Genomic DNA, 25,861 nt, shown 5'->3' with positions numbered 1-25,861 from the left:
GTTGTGAATTCAAGGCAGAGAGGATACAATACAAACAAAAAAATCAATTAAAAAATAGTAAGGTTTGTGATGCCCCTTGGCGAACTTTTATTTGAATTTGAGCATTAAATATAAAATTTTCATTTTGTTTTATTTGATGATCGTCATCATTTCTTTGACGCTTGGGTATTATTCTTACCAGACTTCCAGCAAACAAATTGTCAATAAGGTTAGTTCCACGAATCTCGGCGTTATTAAGGAAGTGGACAGCAACATCACGGCTCTGCAGAAAAACATTGCGGATTGGGTAACAGTGTTTAGTCTTGCATCTGTCGTACAGGAAGGGCTCATCCGTCATGTGAGTGAGTCGAGAGAATTGGAAAGCACGCTGTATTCCGGGCCAACGGCGTCCATTATGAATCAAATGCTGGTCACAAGAAATTTCGATTTTTTAGCGTTGTATGGCAGAGGCCAGCAGCCCGTGTTTCAAGAAGCAAGCGATGACAGCAGCGGTCCGGGCTCGTTCGCGAATATTCAAAAAAGCGCAGTGTACGACCGTACGCTGGCGCTGAACGGCGCCTCGTACTGGTTTCCATTGAATGATGACAACAATGTGTTCTTGCAGAACAACCGGAATGAGAAGATCGGCATGAGCCGAATTATCCGAAGCGTATCGGATGGAAGCATGATCGGCTTTATTTTCGTAGGTATTAATCTGGATACGATACGCAATAAGCATCTCAAGCATTTATACGATCAGGACCACGGCATCCTCATTATGGATGTTAACGGCAATCCCTTATTAAAGGCTGGAAAAGACTTTTACCGGTCAGGTGAGGAAGCCGCTGCGTTCGCTGACATTAGGAGATCCACGTCCCCAGGGTCGATGATTCTAAACGAACAAGGAGAAGAGCTACTCATCACCTATAGCGGGATGAACGAAAACGGATGGCAAACGATGTATGCGGTTCCGCTGTCATTGCTTACGAAAGAACTAAGTTCCATTAAGGTATTTGTTCTCGTCCTGATTGTGGTCTGCTTGCTGCTCAGCATTCCATTTATGATGATTTTGACATCGCTGCTGACCTCGCCGATCCGAGTGCTGCTTCGTTCCATGAAAAGGTTTCAAAACGGTCACTTTGACGAACGTGTGGACATTAAGTATAAGGATGAGATCGGAGAGTTAAGCCGCGGCTATAATAGCATGGTCGTCAATATAGAGTCATTAGTCAACGACGTCTACGTTCTGCAGCTCAAAGAGAAGGAAGCGGAGTTAAAAGCGCTGCAATCGCAAATTAACCCGCATTTTCTGTACAATATGCTCGACACCATCTTTTGGGAGGCCGAAGCGGCCGGTCAAAGCCGAATCAGCGAAATGATCGTCAATTTGTCCCGATTGTTCCGCTTAAGTTTGAACCGCGGCAAAAGCTTCACCAGTGTGAAAAAGGAGAAGGAATTGATCGAGTTATATTTGGTCCTGCAAAAAATGCGCTTTAAAGATCTGTTGAATTACCGAATCGATATACCGGAAGAGATGGAAAGCTACGTGATGTTAAAATTGATTTTGCAGCCGTTTATCGAAAATGCTTTGATTCACGGTATTGAGAGGAAACGCGGCGGGGGGAATGTAACCGTAACGGGCAATCTTTCCGGCGACTTCTTGCGGTTTGTCATCGAAGACGACGGACCGGGTATGGAGGAGTCTGCCATTCGAAATCTGTTAGAACCCCCAAATGAGAGCGACATTCATACAGCTCAGGAAACCGGCGGTTATGGCATTCAAAATGTGCATGCGAGATTGAAGCATTTTTATAAGAACGGATTTAGTTTGAATTATGATAGTGAGCCCGGTAAAGGGACAAGGGTTGTCATGATCATTCCCGCGATATCCGAAAACAAGGAGGAACAGAGCGTATGATCCATCTGATGATCGTTGACGATGAGGAACGGGCGCGAACCGGCATACGGACGTTAATCGATTGGCCGAATCATGGTATATCCATTGCTGCGGAAGCGCGAGACGGCGCCGAAGCCATCGAACTGCTTAAAGAATACCCCGTAGATATCCTGCTGACGGATATACGAATGCCGGAGATGGACGGGCTGACGCTTATTGAGCATGTGGCGTCGGATTATCCGCACATCAAATGCGTGATCATGAGCGGTTACGACGATTTCGAATATGCCAAAAAGGCGCTTGCCATAGGGGCCAGCGATTATTTGTTGAAACCGAGCCGAAGGCAAGAAATTCTCGATACGGTGCTCAAATTGAAAGATCAAATTGAGGAAAAACAGATGCAGGTGCGGAGGTTTGAGCAGCTTCACGCGGGCTTTCGCGAAAGTTTTCCGCTGCTGAAAGAGAAGACGCTGAACCGGCTTGTGACGACGGAGAATCCCCCGTATGACAGGCTTTTGGCCAATTTGCGCATTCACGGGTTCGAATTTCCGCATCTATTCTTTGGCGTGATCATCCTGCAGATCGATAATTTTCATTTAATGCAGCGGAAATATGGGAATGAGGATATCGAACTATTCAAGTACGGGTTGAAAAATATCGTTGAAGAAACGCTCTCCGCTTCAAGCCCGTGCGCGGCTTTCGAACATCAGGACGATCTGATTGTGATCATCAATGCGGAGGAATGGACGGATACCGAGACTTGGATTCCTATTATAGAAAAAGTTCAACAAAATACGAGAACCTATTTGCAATTCTCGGTTTCGGCCGGCATCGGCAGCTTCGATAAAGATATTAGTCATTTGAAAACCTCTTACAGGGAAGCGATGAAGGCGTTGGATATGAAAGTATTTATCGGTGCCGAACAGATCGTTGACTATAAAGTAACCGTAGACGACGATCCCATCTATACTTCATACCCGTTAGCGCAAGAGAAAGCGATTCTTCAAGCGGTTATGAATGGCGACCGAGCGGCAATTAAGGCCAAATTGGATGAATTTAACGAGGCGCTCAAACCGGAAGGCAGCTCCAAAGAGCATGTATTGAAATCGACGCTGGCTCTCGTCTTTGCGCTTTATCGCTTCTGCATAGAGAAAAACATCAATACGGATAAGGTTTTCGGGCAAAATTTGGCGGAGCTGACGCATATCGTGGAGCACTCCAGCATGGATTACATCATGCATGCCATTTTGGATATCGTATTAAGTGTCAGCGGGCAGTTGAATGAGAAGAAGAACAACAATAAATTGTTTCAATCCATTCTTGAATATATTCAGCAGCACTATTACAAAGATATTAACCGTGAAACGGTGGCCAGGGAAGTATTCATTACACCGGGCTATTTGAGCCTGCTGTTTAAACAAGAGCTGAAGACGAACTTTCTGGATTATTTGCATAAGATCCGTATCGATCGGGCGCGCGAACTGCTACATAACCGGAGTCTCAAAATAAGCGATATCGCGCACGATGTCGGATATAATGACGAGAAATACTTCTTCCAGGTGTTTAAGAAGTACGTCGGGATGACCCCGACCCAGTACCGGAACAATCTTGAGGATTAGCAAAAGCTGCCAGAGTGCTGGCAGCTTTTTGCTTTGTAACTATTCAGCTTTCTCCGACTGACGGTACTGAAGCGGGCTCATGCCGGTCCACCGTTTGAACTGCCTGCTGAAGTGGGATAGGTGGGAATAACCCAGCAAGGAGGCAATTTCCTTAAGAGAAAGGTCGGGCTGCTGAATCAGCACTTTGGCCTCGTGCAGTTTAAGGTCTGATAAATATTGCCGTGGCGACATCCCGTACACCTTGCGGAATACTTCCAGACCATAGCCGGGGCTGATCCCAAGCGAGGATATGATGTCTTCAATCCGCAAGGATTTTTCGTGAGCGGCATCGTCGACCCATGTATGAGGATTGAAGGTTGCTTTGATCGCCTCGGCAATCTGTTTGGCATACTGCATGGAAGCGGGAGCGATGCTCTCCTGCTGACCATCGGCCGATGAGGCGATTTGCGCCAACAAACCAAATAGCTCGAACAAAGTAGATTGTAAGCGGAACCGGTCCGCTATCGTATATTCGCTTTGCTGCTTGCCCATCTCAACCCAATGATCAAGCACTTTGCGCAGCTTAACATTTTCATCGGATCCGGATGGGTAGACCATCTTTGAATGCTTGATCATTTCCTGGCGAAACAGGGGATCGTCGACGTTAAAATGGGCCGTGAAATAAGTCATTCCCTTCTCGGACGCACAGCGATTCGCATGTTTGAAGCCTGGCGGGATGAGAATAATATCCCCTTCGTGTAAGAAGTAACGACTCCGTTCCATCACCGTTTCTTGTGTACCCGCGAGGATCAGGTTGATTTCAAAACCGATATGGGTTTCTACCGGCATTTCCCAATTTTTTGGCACTTGTTGTTGGTGCGCTCCGTAAAATTTCACGTTCCAATCTATGACGGGAAGCCACTGGACATCGCTGCTCCAGCTTATTAAGGGTTTGCTTTTTTTCATATCAATTCACCTTGGATTTGGGTAAATTTCACGTTGTTTGGACAATCGCTGCGATTCTACTCTCAATCTATAATAAAGATGAGCTTGGAGCAAGTCACGATAAACAATCCGTCATTCACGATACATGAATGAAACCATTGGAGGAATAATGGGATGAATAACTCGAACATACGCTGGATTTCAAGCACGCGCGATGCGGCATGGAAGGAAAGAAATGCGCCTGATTCAATCAGCGGGGATGCCAATCTTTCGATAACTGATGAGAAATTCCAAGTTGCCGAGGGCTTTGGCGGTTGCTTCAATGAGCTCGGCTTCGCGGCGCTAAGTCATTTACCTGAAGATGAGAGGGCCAAAGTCATGCATGCCCTGTTTCATCCGGACGGCGAGCATAAGTTCAGCATTTGCCGGCTGCCGATCGGTGCGAGCGATTACGCACTGGAGTGGTATAGTCTGAATGAGACGGATGGCGATTTGGAGATGAAGCATTTCTCCATCGAAAGGGATCTCAAGTACTTAATACCTTACATTAAAGAAGCTCTGACCTATAACCCTGAGCTAAAATTATTCGCTTCCCCTTGGAGTCCGCCGACCTGGATGAAGTTCCCGAAAGCATACAACTATGGCGCTTTGCGCTGGGAAAAAGAGATTCTGGAGGCGTATGCGCTCTATTTCGTTAAATTTGTGGAAGCATATCGCAATGAAGGCATTACGATTCACCAAATTCACGTGCAAAATGAAGTGGTTGCGGATCAGAAGTTCCCATCCTGCTTATGGACAGGGGAGCAGCTTCGCGATTTCATCCGCGATTATTTAGGACCTGCTTTCGACAAGCACGGGATTGATGCGGAGATTTGGCTAGGCACAATTAATGCGCCGGAACCTTGGCAGGAATGGCTGAAAAAGTCGACGTCCGATTTTAACGCATACGCGTTTACCGTCTTGAGCGATCCCGAAGCCTATAAATACGTCAAAGGCATCGGCTACCAATGGGCAGGAAAATATGGCATTCAGCGTACTGTACAAAGTTATCCGGAGCTGCGCTATATGCAAACGGAAAATGAATGCGGCGACGGGACGAATACATGGGACTACGCCAAATATGTCTTTAATCTGTACCAGCACTATTTCACAAACGGCGTGAACGCTTATATGTATTGGAATATGGTGCTTGAGCCGAAGGGCCGCAGCACGTGGGGCTGGGAGCAAAACTCGATGATTACCGTAGATCCGGGAGCTCATCAAGCTCTCTTCAACCCCGAGTACTATGTGATGAAACACTTTTCCCATTTTGTCACTCCGGGTTCGACGCGAATCGGCTTGAAAGGCCCATGGACCGGCAACGCTCTTGCATTCGAAAGGCCGAATGGGGATAAAGTTGTTGTCATCGCCAATCCGTTTACGGAAGCCCGAGTCGTACGTTTCTCCGCCGGAAACGATGTATATACTTTTGAGCTCGAACCTGAGTCGTTCAATACGATTGTCATTCAGTGAGGTGATGGACATGAAAGAATTACTGTACGGAGTAGCCTATTACACGGAGTATATGCCCTACGAGCGATTGGACAAAGATATCCAAATGATGAAGGACGCGGGCATCAATCTGGTGCGAATTGCCGAATCCACATGGAGTACGCACGAGCCGCAGAACGGCGTTTTTGAGTTTTCCCATGTCGATCGCGTGCTGGACGCGATGCACCGGGCAGGCATAAAAGTCATCGTAGGAACGCCTACGTATGCGATCCCTACATGGATGGTGAAGGAACATCCGGACGTATTGGCTGAAACCGCTAAGGGTCCGGGCCGCTATGGAGCACGTCAGATCATGGATATCACGAATCCGACGTATTTGTTTTATGCCGAAAGAATCATCCGCAAGCTGATCGGGCATGTCAAAGATCACCCGGCTATTATCGGCTATCAGGTGGATAATGAGACCAAGCATTACCATACCGCGGGCGCAAATGTTCAGTTCATGTTCGTGAAATATATGAAGGCCAAGTTCGAATCGATTGAAAGCCTCAATCAGGCATCCGGGCTTGACTATTGGAGCAACCGGATTAACAGCTGGGAGGACTTCCCATCCGTTGTCGGAACGATTAATGGCAGCTTAGGGTCTGAATTTGCGCGATTCCAAAGGAGGCTCGTCACGGATTTTCTCGCTTGGCAAGCTTCCATCGTGAACGAATACAAACGACCGGAGCAGTTCGTTACACATAACTTCGATTTCGAATGGAGGGGTCATTCTTTTGGCGTGCAGCCGGATGTCGACCATTTCGAAGCCTCCGCGTCACTGGATATTGCCGGTGTGGACATTTATCACCCTTCTCAAGATAACTTGACGGGAATTGAAATATCGTTCGGCGGCGATGTGACGCGTTCCTTGAAAGGCACGAACTATTTCGTGTTGGAAACGCAGGCGCAGGCATTTCCGGATTGGACGCCTTATCCCGGTCAATTGAGACTGCTGGCCTTCAGTCACCTGGCCTCCGGCGCCAACATGGTCTCCTATTGGCAGTGGCATTCGATTCACAATTCCTTCGAAACGTATTGGAAAGGCTTGCTCAGCCATGATTTCGAATCGAATCCGGTGTATGAAGAAGCGAAGACGATCGGCATCGATTTCAACCGGCTGTCGCCGCATCTCATCAATTTGCGGAAGTCGAACCGGGTGGCTATGCTGGTGAGCAATGAAGCTTTGACGGCGCTGTCCTGGTTTCCGCTTCCCGGCGGTAAGATCAAATACAACGACATCGTGCGGCTGATGTACGATGAAGTATTTAAGATGAACATCGGCTGCGATATCGTAAGTCCTGCCAGCGATACGTTCGAGAACTATGACTTGCTTCTGGTTCCGGCCTTGTATGCAGCCTCTGACCAGCTGCTCGAAAGGTTGAACGCTTATGTAAGAAACGGCGGTCATATTGTGTATACGTTTAAAAGCGGATTTACGGATGAACATGTCAAGGTCCGCACCACACTGCAGCCCGGCGTCATTAGCGAAGCTTGCGGCATCCGATACAACATGTTTGCGGAGCCGAAGTCCGTTTCACTCAATGGCGATCCTTTTGGAGTCGGTGCGGAGAACAACCAAGTGGAAACGTGGATGGAACTGCTTACGTCAACGACTGCCGAGGTGCTGGCCAGCTATGATCATCCACATTGGGGAGCCTATGCCGCGATAACGAAGAACTGCTTTGGCCAAGGTACTGCAACTTACATCGGCTGCTTGCCTAGCGCTGCTGTGATGAGCAAAATTATTGAAGCGGCGGCTAAAGAAGCGGGACTTTGGGGAGCAGATCAAGAAATCCGGCATCCTTTGATTATGAAATCGGGCGTCAATGAACTAGGTAGAACCGTTCGTTACTATTTCAATTATTCCGATCATACCGAGACTTTGAAGTATCCGCATGGAGAAGGAATTGAACTTTTGAGCGGACAGGTTGTGAAACAAGGCCAAACCTTGGAACTTTCCAGATGGGGCTTTGCGATCATAGAGGAAACGAGTTGACGAGCATGAGAGATTTCCCGCTATAGAGTTAAATGTTATGATTAAAGACGAAGCGGAGAAATCTGGATGATAAAAGAGGTGGATAGGACGTATGACGAAGCCTACCGTACTTGTGCTCAAGAAGCTGCCCGAAGAGGTCGCAAGGTATATTTCGGAGCATTGTGAAATCATGGATTTGTCCGTCAGCGAAAATAGTCCGGAACAATTGAAACATGCGCTGGCGACTGCGGACGGGCTGTTGCAATCGGGTGTAACGATCGATGAAGAACTGCTGAAGAGCGCACCCCGCCTCAAAATCGTCAGCAATATTTCGGTGGGCTACAACAACTTCGATACGGCAGCCATGAGAAAGCATGGCGTCATCGGCACACATACACCTGACGTGCTCGACGACACAGTAGCCGACCTTGTTCTTGCTTTGATGCTGGCAGTGGCGCGCCGCACCGCCGAGCTGGACAGGTTGGTCAAAGAAAGTGGCTGGGGGCCTTCCGACGAGGAATTGTTCGGTATCGACGTACATCACGCCACGCTTGGCATTATCGGCATGGGGCGGATCGGCGAAGCCGTCGCCAAACGCGCAAGGTTCGGTTTCGATATGAACATCCTGTATGCCAACCGGAACCGAAAGCCGCAAGCCGAGGAGAAGTACGGGGCGCAATACAGGACGCAGGAGCAGCTACTTCGCGAGTCTGACTATGTCGTCGTGATGACGCCGCTGACCGCCGAAACGCATCATATGATCCGTAAAGAGCATTTCCAATTGATGAAACGGACGGCGATATTCATTAATGCATCGCGCGGTCCGTTGGTGGATGAAAAAGCTTTGATCGAAGCGCTGGAGGAACGGCTCATTCATGCCGCAGCCCTGGATGTTTTTGAGCAAGAGCCGGTTGATCCGAGTAACCCATTACTCACCATGAAAAACGTTGTGACTCTGCCGCACATCGGTTCTGCCACCTCGAAAACCCGTCGTGACATGGCCATGATGGCTGCACGCAATGTCGTGGCCGGCGTTACCGGTCAAATTCCGCCGAATATCGTGCCGGAGTTGAAATAGCATTGATTTGTAAGCCTAATCTCGCAGTTTTGCCGCTGCCTGGTTAGGCTTATTTTGCTCTTGTTTCCGGAACATGCCGGGCGGAAGCTTCTTTTCTTCCGTAAAAACGCGTGAAAAGTAATGAACGGAAGAAAATCCTGTACTTCTGCAATTTCCTTATAATTGGGTAGTCACGAAATGGTTATTCATGGCTTAAAAGACGATGAAAGGTGAGATTAAGACATGGATACGCCTCAGATTCAAGGGACAGAGGATACTGCAGTAACTGTAGGAGTGCTGCGCCGCATTTGGAAGTATAAACTCCACTACATCATAATAATTCCTGCGATGCTTCTGCTTTTCTTTTTTAAAATCTTACCGCTAATCACCAGCATGGTGATAGCATTTAAGAACTATAGTATTTTTCGCGGGCTGTCCGGCAGCCCTTGGGTAGGGATGGCGAATTTCTCCAAGTTGTTCGCAAGTCCCGAATTCCGTAACGCCCTTGCCAATACGCTGATCATCAAGTTGGAGTATGTCGCGGTTAGCGGAATCATTGCGCTTGTGGTTGCTCTGGTGGTGAGTGGTATAAAATCCTTCAAGTTGAGAAGCTTGATACAAACATTGGTTCTTATTCCTTATTTCATCCCCTCAGTGGCGGTCGCATATGTTTTATATTTCATGCTGGCACCGAACCAATTAGAGAAATTACATCTTCACGTATTTATTCTGGGAGAGCCTCAGTTGTTTAGGCCAATGCTGGTCATTGTTGAGGCGCTCAAAACATGCGCGATCCCTATTTTAATGGCTTTAGCAGCCATTGGATCCAAGCATGCGATCAGTCAAATCAGAAAGCTATAGAAAGATTCATGATCAAAGTCCATTTTTGACCTGTCATTTGACAAAACCAACTGTAAATATTATTATTACAGTATAAGTTTTTCATTTCTTTTGACAGGTGGTGTAGGAAGATGACTTTTGAGATAGGCGATTGGGTGCACGGTCGAACAGAAGCTGGGGAATTAGTCCAGGGATACATTGAGTCGATTCATGAAATGCAGGATCTCATTAGTGTCAATGTGCTTAGATCCGATAACGAAGAAATTGTTGGTACCATGGTGAAAGTGGCTAAGAACCGACTTAAAAGAACACCTATGATTTCATTAAAAGAAGAGTCTCGGATTCGAGTTCTTATCGATCTGGCATTGGCAGCGCATGATGAGGCTTGGTTTATGGAGCTTACCGATCAATTACAAACGATCTCCAAAGGCAAGGAGAAAATTGGTAAACTTCCTGACGCCGTTACTATTCCAGTGAATCGATTGGGCTTGCCCCGAATCAAATAATATGTACTGCTGAAATAAAGCGGATTTATCGTTGATGGCGATAAATCTGCTTTTTTTGTTTTTAAGAAAAATAATTTCATCTGGGAAATAAAGGAACCCTCCCAAAATTAACCATTCCATCGAACTCCTATCGTATAAAGTCATCATGGATAAATTTATGAAAAAGGGAGAGGGAACTGGATGTCGTTTGTGAAAAAAGCAGTTGCAACTGGACTCGTGGTCGCGATGATGATGGGAAGCGGCACAGCGGCTTTGGCTCAGAATAACAACAATGGCCAAGGCAGCAGTAAGGATTCAAAAGTAGAAATTCACCTCACTTTCGATGATTTACAAAGTGCGGAATGGGCGATACGTTATATTGCAAGCTTAGCTTCCAAGCGTGTGTTTGAAGGCTACGAGGATGGCACCTTTAAACCGCATAATACGGTTTCGCGGATCGAAGCGATTACGGCTGCCGTTCGGTTGATGGGACTTCGCGCACAGGCTGAATCAGCGGCGGAAATGAGCACCAAATTGAATTTTAAAGATGCGAATCAAATTCCTGCATGGGCGGTCGGTTATGTGGCCGTTGCCTTGGAGAACGATTTATTCTCGGAAAATGATGATATGGTTCAGCCGCAGAAGGCTGGAGACCGGCTGTGGGCGACGACGCTTTTGGTCAAGGCTTTAAAGCTGGATGCCCAAGCGAAGGCGAAAATGAACACGAAACTGCCTTTTAAAGATGCGAACCAAATTCCTGCGGGATCTGTTGGTTATGTAGCGGTCGCTATTGAGAAAGGTTTAGTGGATGGATTTGAAGACAATACGTTTAGACCGAATCAACCTGTAACACGGGCACAGCTTGCCGCTTTGCTGGACCGTACTGGCGGTCACTTGCCGGATCAAGGCAATAATACGATTAAAGGAACTGTTAATGCGGCTGTAAGCAACAACACGCTTAGAATCACAAGTTCAGGTTCAACATCTTCTTATGCGCTGCATCCAGACGTATTCATTTATCGGAATGGAGCTAAAGTGAACGCCTCCGCACTTCAAATCGGCGATGAAGTAAAAGTTCGCACGTTTAATAATCAAATCGTATTCATCGAAGTGACGAAGGCCGTGCAGCCGATTATCTATAGCGGAACCGTGAGCGCTGCAGTTTCTAATCATACACTTACGCTCACGAAGGCCGGAACGACGTCATCGCTTCCTCTGCATCCGGATGTAGTCGTTTACCGTAATGGGGTTAAGGTGAGTGCCAACGATCTGAAAATCGGTGACGAAATCAATATCCGTACATCAGACAATAAGGTTATTTACATTGAAGTCACAAAATCCGTTGTGCCGGTTTCAAGCAGCGGAACTGTCAGCGCGGCGATTAGCAATAATGTGCTGCAGCTAACGAAGTCGGGGATCAGAACGAATTATACACTTCATCCCGACGTTGTTATTTACCGCAATGGCGTCAAAGTGAATGCGGCAGCACTGAGAGTCGGTGATGAGGTGAATGTTCGAACATCTGATAATAAAGTCATCTTCATTGAAGTCACTCAGACGGCTCAGGCCATCACGAATAGCGGAACGGTAAGTGCGGCTGTGAGCAATAATGTGCTTAAGCTTGTAAAGTCAGGTGTTAATTTTGAGCTTGCGCTGCATGCGGATGTCGTTATTTATCGCAACGGCTTGAAAGTCAATGCATCCGAACTGAAAGTCGGCGATGAAGTCAATATTCGCACTTCCGACAATAAAGTCATTTACATTGAAGTAACCAAAATGGTTCAACCGATAACCAATAACGGAACCGTTAGTGCAGTAGTAAGCAACAACCAGCTTAAACTCACAAAGTCAGGTGTTTCAACAACCTTTACCCTTCATTCAGATGTAGTCGTTTATCGGAACGGTGTGAAGGCCAGAGCTACTGACTTAAAAGTAGGCGATCAAGTCGATATTCGTACCTCAGACAATAAAGTCATCTACATTGAGGTCACCAAAATGATTGATGCGGACCAACCGTTCGAGATCTTAGGGAAGTTAAAAGGAACAACGCTTAATGCGCAAGGCGAGATGGCGACAATATCCATTGTTCAAACGATCAACGGCAAAGAACAAACATCCATTTATAATGTGTCGGCAAGCGTAACCTTGAGTGGTAACCTGTCTTTGTTTGAAGAAGGCCATCTCATTCAACTTGTAGGGAAGAATAGGGTCGTGACCTCGATTATTATTAAATAGGCGAGGAAAACCGGAACAGGGACTGTCCCCAATGCGAAAAGCATTGTTAAGGGACGGTCCTGTTTTTGTTAGTTTGACCTTTGGAATACGAATAAATGCAATTCATTCAAGATCCAAAGTGAATGGTGAAACTCCTTATTAAATCATGTATGCTAAAAGCATAAAGAGAAATGCTATTTACAAGAGAAAGGGGAGTCATTCGATGAGTATTTATTTCTACTACGCGGTGTTCTCCGTTATATTATTGCTTGGCTTGGGCGGTACATTGTGGGTCGGCTTCTCGCGTCGAAATCGTGAAGGAGATCAAACCTATTTTCAGCAAACGGGAGTGAAGTGGGTTCGGCTCACTTCGTTTTATGTCATTGCTATAGCTCTGGGCTTGCTTGCTTTAGTCGCTTATATTCGCAGCTTGCTCTGAGATTAATAAGACCACGTTAATCGCAATCCGTATGCGAAGAAACGTGGTCTTGTTCATTTTCGCAAATTCAACCGTGTTTAGATAAGCCGCCTGTGCTATTATGAAGGATACCGAAGATTCGAGAATAAAGGAGTACAAACCGACATGATCCGACGTTCGCCTTATCTATTGCTCATCCTTGCAACTTGCATTTGGGGAGGGAACTTTGTAGCCGGCAAAGTACTGGTAACGCACATCCCGCCGCTTACACTCGCGGCCATCCGTTGGGCTATAGCCTTCGTTTGCCTACTCCCATTTTACGGTAAGGAAGCTTGGCAGCTGCGCGGCAGCTTTCTCCGAAGCTGGAAGACCGTCGTCTTCCTATCGGTCACAGGCGTAGCCGGATTTAACACGTTGACATATGCGGCGGTTCAATTTACCGGATCCATTAACGCCTCGTTAATGAATTCGGCAACGCCCATCATGGTCGTGCTTCTGGCATGGCTTGTGATGAATGAGCGCTTCGCATGGTCAGCATTGCCAGGCATCCTTATCTCCATGGCGGGGGTGTTTTGGATCATCGGACGCGGAAGCCTGCAGGCTTTGCTTACGCTTTCTTTTAATAAAGGGGATCTCCTGATGCTGTTGGCGATTCTGTGCTGGGCGTTATATTCGGTTGGCATGAAGAAGGTCGCAGGCCAATTTCCTTCAAGCGCTTTTTTGCTTGCACAGGTTGCCATAGCGCTAATCTTGTTAGTTCCGTTATCTGCCGCGGAAATAATCGCGGTTGCCCCGGTTGTTACATGGAGCCCGGCTGTTCTCGCAGGAGTGGCGTATATTGGTTTATTCGCCTCTATCATTGCTTTTCTCTCCTGGAATCGGGCTATCGAACTCGCGGGGCCGCAACGGTGTGCCGGATTTTTGAATCTAATACCGCTATTTAGCGCTATTTTTGCAACAGGTTTTACGGGGGAGTCGCTTCGAATGTATCATTTGCTGGGTGCTGTTCTTATCGTCGCTGGCGTTTATGTGACAAATACGGCGATTAAACGCGGTCAGATGTCGGCATCAATTAGGCGGTTATAACACCGGGTAACTATTCACTGGAGATTTTAAGCTTAATTTCAGCTAACTTTTAGGTTTTTTTAAGGTTCAGTACATAATTCATTCATAACTCCGGAGTATGATGTTCCATGAAATGACTTTCGGAAGGATATGAGTGGAGTGAATAGAAATACGACTAATGAAGTAGTGAGAATCTCAACTGTCAAGGGCAAACCTGGCCCGTACTGGCCGACCGAAGGCTGGCATACGACGACGCCGGAAGCTCAGGGGATGGACTCAGACCAATTGGCTGATACGATCGATATTTTCCGTGATCGACATGTGCACAGTATGGTCATCATACGTAACGGATACTTAGTAGCTGAAGCCTATAATGCCGACAATGAAGCTGACAAGCCTCAAGATACGCGTTCCGTCACAAAAGGAATAACGTCTGTGTTAACAGGAATTGCGTTGTCTGAACAAAAGCTGAAAAGCGTGGACCAAAGGCTCTCTGAGTTTTTTCCTGAGCTGGCAAAAGTACCATTAAAATATGAAATTGCGATCAAGCACCTGCTTTACATGACGTCCGGGGTGGAATGGCCAGATGAGTACGGACAGTCCTCGCAAGAAATGATGTATTCGGCGAACTGGGTTCAAACGATCTTGGACAAACCTGCTGCCAATAAGCCTGGCACTCGCTTTAATTACAGTAATGGAGACGCACACTTGATGTCTGCTGTGCTGCATAAAGCAACCGGAGAATCTCTTTTTGACTATGCAAAAAAACGGTTGTTCACGCCGCTAGGCATCACCCGGACGAACTGGAACCATGATCCGCAGGGCTATAGTATAGGCAGTTGGGCGCTGGCATTGACTGCGCGCGATATGGTGAAAATCGGGTTGCTGTACATGAAGGAAGGCGAGTGGGATGGGCAACAAATCATACCTAAGCGTTGGATTCAGGAGACACTGACTAAGCGAATTATTCATAATTATAAGAACGGAGAACAAGGCGGATACGGGTACTATTGGTGGTTAAAAACAATATCCCGAGGACGTTTCGACGGAGATACTAAGAAGTATGAGATGTTCTATGCGGCTGGATCGGGGGGACGGCGGATTTTTGTCGTGCCCGAACTGAAGCTCATTGTCGCCATGACCGCACATTCATCCGATGTTGATATGCCCGAACAATTGCTGCAAAGTGTCGTACGCTCCATACGGTCGGCTCATCCGCTGCCTGAAAATACGGATGCATGCGAGCGGCTGCATCAGGCTGTGCTCACGTTTAAAGCTATTAATTAAAAAAACGACTGGATCCCAAGTCATGGGATCCAGTCGTTTTTTTGTAGATTATTCAATGCGTAGCAGAAGTCTGAAGCTCCTGCGTCAGGTCGAGCTTTTCCTTGCTCATAGCGATGGCAAACACAAGCGCGATCACGGCTGGAACAACTGTCCAAACGAATGTATAGACAATTGAGGAGGAAAGCGCCGTAGTGATTTTATCCAAAATAGGCGAAGGAATCGCTGCCCGTTTAACAGGGTCCAGCAGACTGTGCGGATCGCCGGTAGGCATGCCCTGCGGCATTTGTCCCATACCTGCGAATATGTCCTCCAGCTTGCGTGTAAACGCGTGGCTCTGGATAATCCCGAATACGGTAATGCCAAGCGTCATGCCCATAGAGCGAAGGAAGTTCAGCGTTGCGCTGGCCGAGCCGCGCTGTCTTGCGTCAAACATATGGATAGCAGCGTTGCTTAGTACGGAGAATGAAGCTCCGATACCAAGCCCGACAATAACCATATAGATCGTGACGAGCCATCGCGGCGAGTCCCCGGACAACGTGGTCAGTAAAGCCGTACCTATCACAAGTATGACGGAAGCCGGTATCATGATTGCCCGGTAGCTGACTTTGGTCATTAAGAAACCGCCTCCGGTTGCCGTCACGACGGAGCCGAGCATCATAGGCAGCAAAACAAGACCCGAATTCGTCGCCGATCCGCCAAGTACGCCTTGAACGAAAATCGGAATATAGACCGATGCGGTAATGAAAGCCGCTCCGCTGAAAATAGCGACGGCATTGCTTGTTGCGTAGAGTCGATTTTTAAACATGGCAAAAGAAATGATCGGCTCTTCGGCGCGGCGTTCCACGTACAAGAAGATGAATGTCAGAGCGGCGAAGCCTGCGAACAGACCGAGAATCATGCTTGAATCCCAGGCATACTTTTTGCCCCCGAGTTCAAGAGCAAACATGAGACAAACGACAGCTCCAACGAGGGTGAATGCGCCCCACCAGTCGATTTTTTGCTTGGAGTGCTCGTGGGATTCATGATAGAAGAAAGCGATGAAGATGAATGCTAGGATGCCTAACGGGAGATTGATATAAAAAACCCATTTCCAGTTCACGTAATCCGTAATATAGGCACCCAGCAGCGGGCCAAAGATACTCGACATCCCGAATACAGCTCCAAACAAGCCGCCCAGCTTACCGCGGGATTCCAGCGGCACGGCATCAAACATAATGGTAAAGGCGATAGGGACTAGAGCTCCGCCGCCAATTCCCTGTATCGCTCGATAGATGCTGAGCTCGATTATGGAATTCGCTGTTCCGCAAAGGATCGAACCGAGCATGAAAATGATTAAGCCGAAGATGAAAAACCTTTTGCGTCCGTACATATCGGACAGCTTGCCGAAGATCGGCATCCCGGCCATTTCGGCCACCATATAGGCGGATGTGACCCAAACGAATTTATCAAGTCCGCCGAGCTCGCCGACGATTGTTCCCATGGCTGTAGATACGATCGTATTATCCATAGCGGCCATCAGGATACCGAGCAAAAGACCGGCGATGACAATGCCCAAGCTTTTGTTATTTTTTTGTGCTGACATCGGAATTGTTGCCTCACTTTCATTTCGTCCGTATTAGTTTGCCTAATAATTGGCGAATCTACTTAATAATCTGTACATGTTGGAGATTCGCTTTAAAGCTCTTCAACAACGCATACGTTGCCTTATCCATCTTGGCGCCGTCGAAAATGGTTTTCTTTACTTCGGTATTAAATGTTACGTGACGGAACACCGCATTACGGAATGAGGTTCCTTTAAGACCTGAATGGTTAAAGGTGGCTCCGTTGAAGGTAAGATTATCCATATTGACGCCGGATAATTCCGAAGAGCTGAAGTCGACATGATCCAGGATGCAATCTTTGAAGCTGGCGCCTTTCAAGTTGGACTTCAAGATTTTGGCACCGGTTAGGTTGGCGCCGTCGAATTTGCAGCGATCCAGATTGCTGCACTTGAACGTGCTGTTTGTCAGATCGGAATAGCTGAAGTCGGAGTCTTGCAGATTGCTGTATTGAATTTTCCGTCGTGTACCTGAATTTCTCGGAAGTCGGAGTTTTGCAAATTTTTCATCGAAAAATCCATGCCGACAATTCGCTGAAGCTTTGTTGTATCGGCATGAATATTTTCAATCAGCTCGGTAATTTCTCCGATGGAGGCAATGGTCCGCTGGTAGGCGGCATCCTCTTCATATCCTTCCTTTTTTCCACCTTTCTCATATTAAGCGTTCTATGATTTGCTTGGCATACTCCCAGTTGGCTTTATTAGCAGCATAGTCTGTAAAAGTAATTTTTCTAAAATAGTTCCTCCGCCTAGAAAATTTCCTTGCCATGTTATGATTAGACTTCGATATGGAACGTTTTTAGAAGGAATTGTTATCTGGTCGGTGGAAGAAACGTTTAACGGAGGGATTATTTTGAAGCTGCAAAAAAAGCTTTTTACATACTTAGGGATCATGATCATCGTTTCAATTTCGCTTGTATACGTTTTGCTGTATAAATATTTGCTTGGCAGTTACGCCGACCTCGACCAACAAGACGCCCGTTCTGAAATGCAGGACATTTTGTATACCGTAAGTGAAGAACTGGATACGCTCAGAAACTACGTGCTCAACTATTCGGCAAGGGACGAGACATACTTCTTTATCGACGAAAGCGACATTACGGACGATCATCCGTTCATACAAAGCAATTTCCCGGATTCGACGTATACGGCTAATCGCTTTCAGCTCGTACTGATAACCAATGCTGAGGGGAAGGTCGTATATGCCCATGGCTATGACTTACAGCAAAACTAACTGCTTCCTCCGCCTGCAGAATTGCTGATGCTCGTTCAAAACCAACCTGAGCAGCTTATGCATTTTGCCGGTCCGAAAGATAGTAATACCGGAATTCTCATGGTGAATGGGATGCCGATGCTAATCGCCTCGCTGCCCATTGTGACGAATGCCTTCGAAGGACCGATTGAAGGAACGATCATAGCCGGACGTTACCTGGACGATGATGAAACGGAACGAATCAACAAGATAACTCATTTGAACGCACAATTCCGCAAGTATACTGGCAATCTGGGCATACAAATGGCATCGGTATCAAGAACGATTGAACAATCCAGCATTTGGGTAGAAAATCTTTCCATGAATCATGTGTCCGTGCAATCTGTCGTTCATGATATGTTCGGGGAGCCCGTTCTTTGGGTCAAGGCGGAAAAGACGCGTGATGTATATTTGAAAGGCAGGCAAACGATGTTCGTTATGGCGGCTATGTTATTGGTATTGATTTTGCTCGTAAATGCCGCAATCATGTCGTTTATCAATAAACATGTAGTGTACCGTCTGCAGAAACTCGTCCACGATATGAAGGCGATCAGCAGCGAACAAAACCTTTCTCTACGCGTCAAGGTGACAGGTATGGATGAAGTGGCTGAGCTGGAAAAAGAATTCAACAAAATGATGGTCTCACTCGAAGCCTCGCAGGATAAGGTAAGAAGCAAGCTTACATGGATCCGTTAACGCAGCTGCCGAACCGGATTTTGTTCTTCGAACGACTGGCTGAAGCGTTGGAACAATCAACAAGATGCGGTACCTATGCCGCCGTTCTATTCATTGATCTTGACAATTTTAAAACGATTAACGATACGTATGGACATGAGAATGGGGATCGCGTGCTTCAGGAGATCGCGAGACGGCTACGGGACTTAGAGGAAGAGGGACATCTTGTGTCAAGGCTGGGAGGAGATGAATTTACGGTCCTGCTGAAGGACATTACGGAACCGGACATCATCAGGGAGATAACGAGCCGCATTCATAAAGCGTTATCCTCCCACGTTTTGCTTGAAGGACGGCAGGTTGAGGTTAGTGCAAGTACGGGCGTCAGTGTATTTCCACTCGATGGGGACGATCCGGAAACGCTTGTGAAAAATGCGGATGTCGCTATGTTCCAGGTTAAACAAGAGGGCAAGAACAACGTCTTTGAGTACTCATTGAAAAAGCGCGAGGAGCATGCTAGAAATGCGCTGCTTGAGCGCCATTTGCGTACGGCCGTGCCGAATGGAGAGCTGCTTTTATTATACCAGCCAAAGTTGGATTTGAGAGCTTTTGAAACGGTCGGTGTAGAGGCGCTTCTTCGCTGGAATCATCCGACACTCGGGATGATTCCGCCGGATGAGTTCATTCCATTGGCAGAACGAAAGGGCATAATTGTCGACATCGGCAAATGGGTGCTTCATCGTGCCTGCTCGGACATCAAAGCGCTGCAGCAAAAAGGATTTGCGTCCCTTCACGTAGCTGTGAACCTGTCAGTCATTCAGCTGGAGAAGGATGATATCGTACCGGTCATCGCAGACGTACTGCACTTAACGGGGCCGGCCCCCCGGTACCTGGAAATTGAAATTACGGAAAGTGCAGTCATGTCAAAGGTCGAAGCTGTTATTGAAAAGCTGCATGCGCTGCGGGATCTGAAGGTGAGTGTTGCAATCGACGATTTTGGTACCGGATATTCGTCGCTTAGTTATCTCAAACGATTTCCTTTGAGCAGCCTGAAGGTGGACAAATGCTTTGTCCATGAGCTGGGTACACAGAAGGCGGACAAGACGATCGCCAAAGCGATTATCGATCTTGGGCACAATCTCGGATTGCGAGTGGTGGCGGAGGGCGTTGAAACGAAAGAACAACTGGAGATTTTGACCGCGCAGGAGTGCGACGAAATTCAAGGGTACTATATCAGTAAACCGCTGGAACTCGATAATTTAGAGCAGTTTCTGCTGCAGAAAACGGACAATGAAACGCGGAGCAGATAAATCTTGAACGGCTCGACTTAAATCGTTGAAAGGGCGCTTGCATACTCGGGATGAGCTTGCAGCGCCCTTTTGCTTGGATTGTTAATACGGTTTCCACCCTAATAATTTCGCCATTTCGTTAATCTGTCTTTGCTGCTGCATGAATTGCTCGGAAATGCCATTAAATTGTGATTTCAACGCGTCGGTTGCGGCGGTCACGACCTCGCTCCGGATATCCTGTTTCAGGATGTCATTCATCTTTTGGGTGAGAATCTGGACGACGTTATATAGGGCCGTTACTTCTTCAGTCATGCCGTCATATCGCTTATTCAGCGATTCTACTGTCGTTGTAATATCACTTTTGATGTCTTTTTCCAATCTGTTCAGCGATTCTGTAGTGGTCGTCAATTCACCTCGTATATCTTGTTCCAAAACATCATTCATCTTATGCCCAAGAACATGGATGACGTTGTGCAGCTGTGTAATTTCATCTGCAACGTCGTTGTAACGTCTATTCAGCATTTCAGTTGTGACCGTGATTTCACCTTGGATGTCTTGTTCCAATACATCATTCATCTTTTGCCCAAGAAGATGGATGACGTTGCGCAGCTCCGTTACTTCATCAGATACTCCGTCATATCGCTTATTCAGCGATTCGGTTGTGGCAGTCAATTCTCTTCTGACGTCCTGCTCCAACACATCAACAACCTTTTGCGCAAGAACATGGATGACATTACGCAGTTCGGTTACTTCTTCATATACGCTGTCGTATCGCTCGTTCAGCGATACTGCGACATCAGTTATTCTACTTCCAACGTCTTGTTCCAAGACTTCATTCATCTTCTGCGTAAGTAATTGGATCATGCTATGCAGTTTCATTATTTCTTCGTTAACGCTATCGTATCTCTTATTCCACGATTCTGCTAAAGCAGTCATTTCACTTGTGTCGTTTTGTTCCGAAGCATCAATGATCTGTTGCGGAAGCAATTGGATGATGTTACGCAGCTCCGATACTTCACCGGAAACGCCATCATAACGCTTGGTTAGCGATTCTATGATGGCAGTCATTTCATTTCGGAGGTCTTGTTCCAAAACGTCATTGATCCTTTTCGGCAATAATTGAATAACATTGCGCAGTTCCATGACTTCTTTATAAACGCCTTCATATCGCATATGCAGTGATTCTGCTATAGTCGTCATTTCACTACTGACGTCTTGCTCCAAAACTACATTGACCTTTTGTATAAGGATCTGAATAACGTCACGTAGTTCCGTTACTTCTTTATTTAAGTGATCGACTTGATGATTACTGCTTGGTAAAGTGTCAAGCGAGTATTTAGGTAATTTATTAGCTTCTATCTTTTGACTGAGAATCTGGATGATGTTGCGCAGATCATTCGTATCTCTGCTTAAATATACACTCGAGTTATTACTGTTTGACGTCGAAGGTTTTTCTAACATCTTACTCTGTATAACAGCCGTCTGATTCATGCTTTGTAACTGATCGTGTATATATCTAATCGTTTTGTTTTCATCCTTCATCTTGGAAATGATCTCAAAAGTCTCAACGGCTTCTTCTGTATACCTGAGGAAACTGCCAGTTCCAACAGTCGGAAGATATTCATGAAATTGATTCGCCCAATCAACCACGATGGATCGCTTCTTTCTTAGTTTGCTGGCGATGTCTGTAAGTTTATAAGTCCTTTTAGTTGTCATCTATCGTTGTCCTTTCATCGTTAATATGATTAGTGCAGTACTTTAGATGTAGTATTTTATTCAGGACGTTTTACAATTGACAACGATAGGGATAAATATCTCTTGATTTTTCTATTTCCAAGAAATCCTTTAAGAGAACTACAACTTATGAGACCGATGACGACCAATTCAGCATCTAAAAAGAATCCATGAACATCCCCCCCCCCCTCATGCTCAATCGTATGGGTTTAGACAAGGACCTAGCCGCAGGCTAGGTTTTTCTTACAAACATACTCGGAAAGTTTAATTCTTAGAGATCCGTTTCCTCATGAGCCAATTCCCACTGCTATCCGAAAACGTCAAATTGTGAAGATGCTGCGTCAATCAGAATATTTGTAGTTCGAAAACGCCCAATTGCGGGGAGATGTATTTCAGCCAAAATAACTGCAGTCCGATTTTACCTAAATACAAGATGGTTTGCACGATCACAAGTTCGGAGTAGTCGTGGTAAGCGGGTAAAATGGAACTGCATCAGCTAATTTCCTAACCAACTATCCATAATTGGGTGAAATCTTACTACAGCTACTTCCCTTACAACAAAGGCGGTTTACGGGTCGGATCAACCCGCCATGCGTATGATCTGGCTGTTCCTTTCCCTTCCGGGAAGAGCCATTTTTTGTTTTCCACATTGTAAGTTGTTTTCTGGCCGTATCATAACCACATTGGAGGAGAGCCCGTACGTCCATAAGCTTCACCGGGTGCTCTAACCGTAAGGCCAATCGTAAAATATCTCTTTCCCGGCAAGTCAAATCGAACGAAACGGACTATAGGCAATATGAAAATTTACGAAATCGCCTAACAGATGGTAACTTATCACCAAAAAAAAATAAACATATGTAATGCATCGGGATTATCGGAATTGAAATAGGTGAAACACATGCATTATAAGCAGCTTTCACAAATATAATTAGTTAAATTAATTGGACATTTCCTCTTCTTTCATTCAAAATAGAATTAAGTGCAGGGGAGGTCAACCGTCATGCCAATTAACAATCTGAAAAAGCTCTTGGACATTTTTTGGACGTTTCTTCGTATTAGTCCTGTCACGTTCGGTGGCGGCTATGCGATGATTCCTGCAATCGAGAGAGAAGTCGTTGCAAAGAAACAATGGATGAACGATGAAGAGATGTCGGAAATTCTCTCTGTTGCAGGTGCAGCACCGGGTGGCATCGGCGTAAACACATCAGCCTTGGTCGGATATCATCTGGCTGGAATCGCGGGAGCGGTCGCAGCCGTAATCGGCATCACGCTTCCTACATTCCTGATCGTCCTCCTGTTGAGTGTTCTGTATTCATTTGTCGAGCATTATCCGAAGATACAAGCCATGCTGAAAGGCATCCAAGCCGCCATCGTAGGACTTATCATAGTGGCAGCCTACAAAATGGCAAAGTCATGCATTATTGATAAAATAACGCTGCTTGCCGCAGTCAGTACGGTTGCAGTGCTGCTCTTTGCACCGATCCACCCGATACTGGTCATCATCTTCGGCTTATTCCTCGGCATCATCGTCTTGATGCTTAAGGAGAGATGGGGGATGCAGAATCCATTAGTAAAAGAAGCGGCGGCACCTAAGACAGACACTTCCTATAAATACGCGGATTATTTTATCGCGGACGGCATATGAGAATGGGGTGTCCAAGATGCTTCTATGGAATCTGTTCATCACCTTTTTGAAAATTGGTTTCATTTCATTTGGCGGCGGTTATGCGATGATTCCTATCATTCAGCATGAAGTGGAGCTTCATCAATGGCTGCTTCCGGCACAATTTAATCATGCTGTTACTTTGGCAGGTACGGGTCCCGGACCGATCGCGACGAATTGCGCGACACTCATTGGTTTTGAGACAGCGGGAATACCCGGTGCTATAGCTGCTACGCTCGGGATGGTTCTTCCTTCGCTGCTGCTCATTATTTTGCTTGCGGCGTTTATGTACAAGTGGCATCACAATAAATGGTTTAAATCTTCATTTTACGGCTTGCGTCCGGTAGTGACGGGGTTAATTATTTTTGCAGCCATACACTTTGGATGGCCAAGCGGTGCTGAAGATATATTCTCATGGCATCAAGCTGCGATGGTTCTCATAACGATAGGTGTCGTCGTAGGCGTCGTTAAGTACAAGCTGCATCCTTTTACGGTTATTTTATTGTCCGGTGTCATGGGCATCGTTTTCTTTCATTAGGCATAAAACGAATTCATGCTTATTATTTTGCTCCTAGATATCAATATTAGGGGCTTTTTTTATGCGTGGCTCACTCTTTGAAATATGTCATAAATATTGAAAAAGAGGCAATTAAAATCATTTTATGTGCTTTTAATAATTTATTATTTAAAAAAAATGATTTATAATATACAATATATATTAAATGTAACACACTAAATGAATAAAACACCTAAAGTAAGTATGACCAAGGGTATGATTCCATGCATAGTTGAGCTACAATAGATTATGCTTCCTATGCAAGTTTTCTAGCGAAAATGCAGAGGGATGATCATGATATGAATTATTCAGGGAGGGAACCATCATAGAGCTTACGTCCCGCCAGACGGAAATTATCGATCTAGTCAAAAAACATGCGCCAATTACGGGCGAACGCATCGCAGAATTGCTAGGTATTAGCCGACCGACTATCCGTTCGGACCTTGCGCTGCTGGTCATGCTTCGATATATAGACGCCAAGCCCAAGGTAGGTTATTTTTTGGGAACAGCGGCGCTTCAAGAAGATTCGCCTTTTATCAGCGTGGAGGCGATGAAAGTCAAGGATGTGATGGGGATTCCTGTCGTCCTTAGGGAAACAGTCACTGTAAGTGACGCTGTTGTTACGCTTTTTCTTGAAAATGTCGGCAGCCTCATGATCGTAAACGCGAATGGAACGCTGGTTGGCATTGTCTCTCGCAAGGATTTGTTAAAAGTCACCCTCGGCAATGCGGCAGCGACATCGATGCCGATTTCGCTCGTGATGACGAGGCATCCGAATATCATCACGGTGAGTCCCGAGGATAGCGTGCTGGAAGCGGCCCGCAAAATGATTTTCCACCAAGTTGACAGTATTCCTGTAGTAAAGCACTCGGTTGAACCAGATCATAATGAAGTTGTAGGAAGAATTACAAAAACGACGATGACCAAACTGCTGCTAGATGTAGCGCTGGGGAACTAATCAGGGGGAGTTCGATTGGGAGAGAATATGCATACGATTTTCGTTTGTTCGGATTCAGTCGGGGAAACGGCGAATACCGTGGTACAAGCAACGATCCGTCAGTTTAACGCGAGCACAGTTCAAGTCAGACGCTTCGGGTCGATCCGGACTGAGGATGAAATCCGCGCTTTGATGGAGGAAGCGTCCCGGGTTAACGGTTTTGTCGCCTATACACTCGTATTGCCGGAGCTTAGAGAAATGATGCGGCAGGAGACGATACGACTCGGCGTGAACGCTATAGATATCATGGGTCCCATGATGCAGGCATTCATCGATACATTCAAGGATTCGCCCAAACGGAAGGCCGGTCTGTTGTATCAGATGGATGAACAATATTTTCAACGGGTGGAGGCGGTGGAATTCACCGTCAATTCCGATGACGGCAAGGATCCCAGTATGATGAAGCAGGCACATATCGTCCTGCTGGGACCTTCGCGAACGTCCAAAACGCCGCTTAGCATATACTTAGCGCACAAAGGTTACAAAGTGTCGAATTATCCATTGGTACCAGAAGTAAAACCGCCGTCGGTCATCTATGAGTTAGATCCGCGAAAGCTGGTCGGCTTAATAATGAGCCCGGAGCAGCTGGTCCGCATTCGCACCGAACGGCTGAAAGCGGTGGGACTGCCCTTCGGCGCCAAATATGCAACGGAGGAGCGGGTTGTGGAAGAACTCGAATTTGCGATTGGGCTGTATCGCGATCTTGGCTGTACGGTCATTGATGTAAGCGAGAAGGCCATCGAAGAAACGGCAGGCTTGATTTTGGCCAACATGTGATTAATTCAAATTTAAACAACCTCTAATGAAA

General features: G+C 46.4%; 21 protein-coding genes and 1 pseudogene. 18 read left to right on the top strand and 4 right to left on the bottom strand.

Annotated features, from left to right (window positions below; genetic code table 11):
- The first annotated feature begins 91 nt into the window (after window positions 1-91).
- Together ICC18_RS12135 and ICC18_RS12130 are read left to right on the top strand one after the other, a co-directional pair.
- The gene (locus tag ICC18_RS12135) at window positions 92-1,897 is read left to right on the top strand and encodes a sensor histidine kinase (RefSeq protein WP_188174629.1); all 1,806 of its coding nucleotides are present in this window, start codon (window positions 92-94) and stop codon (window positions 1,895-1,897) included.
- The gene (locus tag ICC18_RS12130) at window positions 1,894-3,495 is read left to right on the top strand and encodes a response regulator (RefSeq protein WP_188174628.1); all 1,602 of its coding nucleotides are present in this window, start codon (window positions 1,894-1,896) and stop codon (window positions 3,493-3,495) included. Before ICC18_RS12135 ends, ICC18_RS12130 begins: the two co-directional genes overlap by 4 nt.
- A 39-nt stretch (window positions 3,496-3,534) precedes the next feature.
- Here the strand turns inward: ICC18_RS12130 and ICC18_RS12125 are convergent, their stop codons facing one another.
- A complete protein-coding gene (locus tag ICC18_RS12125; protein WP_188174627.1) occupies window positions 3,535-4,440 on the bottom strand; it encodes a helix-turn-helix transcriptional regulator in 906 nt (301 codons plus the stop codon).
- A gap of 153 nt (window positions 4,441-4,593) precedes the next feature.
- Here ICC18_RS12125 and ICC18_RS12120 point away from each other — a divergent pair, with 153 nt between their 5' ends.
- From ICC18_RS12120 to ICC18_RS12080, 9 genes are all read left to right on the top strand, one after another.
- Window positions 4,594-5,931 carry a glycoside hydrolase family 30 protein gene (locus tag ICC18_RS12120; RefSeq protein WP_188174626.1) on the top strand — a complete coding sequence of 446 codons (1,338 nt, stop codon included), beginning with the start codon at window positions 4,594-4,596 and terminating at the stop codon, window positions 5,929-5,931.
- A gap of 10 nt (window positions 5,932-5,941) precedes the next feature.
- A complete protein-coding gene (locus tag ICC18_RS12115) occupies window positions 5,942-7,948 on the top strand; it encodes a beta-galactosidase (protein ID WP_188174625.1) in 2,007 nt (668 codons plus the stop codon).
- Window positions 7,949-8,039: 91 nt separating this feature from the next.
- Window positions 8,040-9,005 (top strand): 2-hydroxyacid dehydrogenase, encoded by a 966-nt coding sequence (locus tag ICC18_RS12110; RefSeq protein ID WP_188174624.1) that lies wholly within the window; start codon window positions 8,040-8,042, stop codon window positions 9,003-9,005.
- A 222-nt stretch (window positions 9,006-9,227) separates the two neighbouring features.
- Window positions 9,228-9,845, top strand: a complete 618-nt coding sequence (locus tag ICC18_RS12105; RefSeq protein WP_188174623.1) for an ABC transporter permease family protein — start codon at window positions 9,228-9,230, stop codon at window positions 9,843-9,845.
- A 110-nt stretch (window positions 9,846-9,955) separates the two neighbouring features.
- Window positions 9,956-10,330 (top strand): IDEAL domain-containing protein, encoded by a 375-nt coding sequence (locus ICC18_RS12100; protein WP_188174622.1) that lies wholly within the window; start codon window positions 9,956-9,958, stop codon window positions 10,328-10,330.
- A gap of 180 nt (window positions 10,331-10,510) precedes the next feature.
- Window positions 10,511-12,544, top strand: a complete 2,034-nt coding sequence (locus ICC18_RS12095; protein WP_188174621.1) for an S-layer homology domain-containing protein — start codon at window positions 10,511-10,513, stop codon at window positions 12,542-12,544.
- A gap of 202 nt (window positions 12,545-12,746) precedes the next feature.
- A complete protein-coding gene (locus ICC18_RS12090) occupies window positions 12,747-12,962 on the top strand; it encodes a hypothetical protein (protein ID WP_188174620.1) in 216 nt (71 codons plus the stop codon).
- A gap of 144 nt (window positions 12,963-13,106) precedes the next feature.
- Complete coding sequence (locus tag ICC18_RS12085) at window positions 13,107-14,027, top strand: DMT family transporter (protein WP_188174619.1); 921 nt, start codon at window positions 13,107-13,109, stop codon at window positions 14,025-14,027.
- A gap of 138 nt (window positions 14,028-14,165) precedes the next feature.
- The gene (locus ICC18_RS12080) at window positions 14,166-15,293 is read left to right on the top strand and encodes a serine hydrolase domain-containing protein (RefSeq protein WP_188174618.1); all 1,128 of its coding nucleotides are present in this window, start codon (window positions 14,166-14,168) and stop codon (window positions 15,291-15,293) included.
- A gap of 52 nt (window positions 15,294-15,345) precedes the next feature.
- Here ICC18_RS12080 and ICC18_RS12075 read toward each other — a convergent pair whose 3' ends face one another.
- Both ICC18_RS12075 and ICC18_RS12070 read right to left on the bottom strand, forming a co-directional pair.
- On the bottom strand, window positions 15,346-16,875 hold the full coding sequence (locus ICC18_RS12075) for an MDR family MFS transporter (RefSeq protein ID WP_188174617.1): 1,530 nt from the start codon (window positions 16,873-16,875) through the stop codon (window positions 15,346-15,348).
- A gap of 58 nt (window positions 16,876-16,933) precedes the next feature.
- Window positions 16,934-17,224, bottom strand: coding sequence for a pentapeptide repeat-containing protein (locus tag ICC18_RS12070; protein ID WP_262495856.1), 291 nt, complete (start codon window positions 17,222-17,224; stop codon window positions 16,934-16,936).
- A 438-nt stretch (window positions 17,225-17,662) separates the two neighbouring features.
- Between ICC18_RS12070 and ICC18_RS34745 the strand changes: the two are divergent.
- The 3 genes and pseudogenes from ICC18_RS34745 to ICC18_RS12055 form a co-directional block, all read left to right on the top strand.
- Window positions 17,663-18,364, top strand: a pseudogene (locus tag ICC18_RS34745) (CHASE4 domain-containing protein); the annotation flags it as partial.
- Between the two features lie 42 nt (window positions 18,365-18,406).
- The gene (locus ICC18_RS34740) at window positions 18,407-18,838 is read left to right on the top strand and encodes a HAMP domain-containing protein (protein WP_376745630.1); all 432 of its coding nucleotides are present in this window, start codon (window positions 18,407-18,409) and stop codon (window positions 18,836-18,838) included.
- Window positions 18,826-20,124, top strand: coding sequence for a putative bifunctional diguanylate cyclase/phosphodiesterase (locus ICC18_RS12055; RefSeq protein ID WP_188174614.1), 1,299 nt, complete (start codon window positions 18,826-18,828; stop codon window positions 20,122-20,124). Before ICC18_RS34740 ends, ICC18_RS12055 begins: the two co-directional genes overlap by 13 nt.
- Window positions 20,125-20,205: 81 nt before the next feature.
- Here ICC18_RS12055 and ICC18_RS12050 read toward each other — a convergent pair whose 3' ends face one another.
- Entirely contained in the window at window positions 20,206-21,819 is a 1,614-nt protein-coding gene (locus tag ICC18_RS12050; RefSeq protein ID WP_188174613.1) for a coiled-coil domain-containing protein, read from the bottom strand.
- Window positions 21,820-22,837: 1,018 nt separating this feature from the next.
- On the opposite strand from ICC18_RS12050, the gene ICC18_RS12045 reads away from it, so the two are divergent.
- From ICC18_RS12045 to ICC18_RS12030, 4 genes are all read left to right on the top strand, one after another.
- Window positions 22,838-23,482, top strand: a complete 645-nt coding sequence (locus ICC18_RS12045; RefSeq protein WP_188174612.1) for a chromate transporter — start codon at window positions 22,838-22,840, stop codon at window positions 23,480-23,482.
- Window positions 23,483-23,498: 16 nt separating this feature from the next.
- Window positions 23,499-24,038 carry a chromate transporter gene (locus tag ICC18_RS12040; protein WP_188174611.1) on the top strand — a complete coding sequence of 180 codons (540 nt, stop codon included), beginning with the start codon at window positions 23,499-23,501 and terminating at the stop codon, window positions 24,036-24,038.
- A 340-nt stretch (window positions 24,039-24,378) separates the two neighbouring features.
- Entirely contained in the window at window positions 24,379-25,014 is a 636-nt protein-coding gene (locus ICC18_RS12035; protein WP_188174786.1) for a helix-turn-helix transcriptional regulator, read from the top strand.
- 27 nt (window positions 25,015-25,041) lie between these two features.
- On the top strand, window positions 25,042-25,830 hold the full coding sequence (locus ICC18_RS12030) for a pyruvate, water dikinase regulatory protein (protein WP_188174785.1): 789 nt from the start codon (window positions 25,042-25,044) through the stop codon (window positions 25,828-25,830).
- Window positions 25,831-25,861 lie beyond the last annotated feature (31 nt).

Origin of the sequence: Paenibacillus sedimenti, from assembly GCF_014534655.1 — a bacterium.
Classification (GTDB): domain Bacteria; phylum Bacillota; class Bacilli; order Paenibacillales; family NBRC-103111; genus Paenibacillus_E; species Paenibacillus_E sedimenti.
The sequence above is the reverse complement of the archived record's forward strand: the minus strand, read 5'-3'. Positions and strand labels throughout refer to the sequence as shown.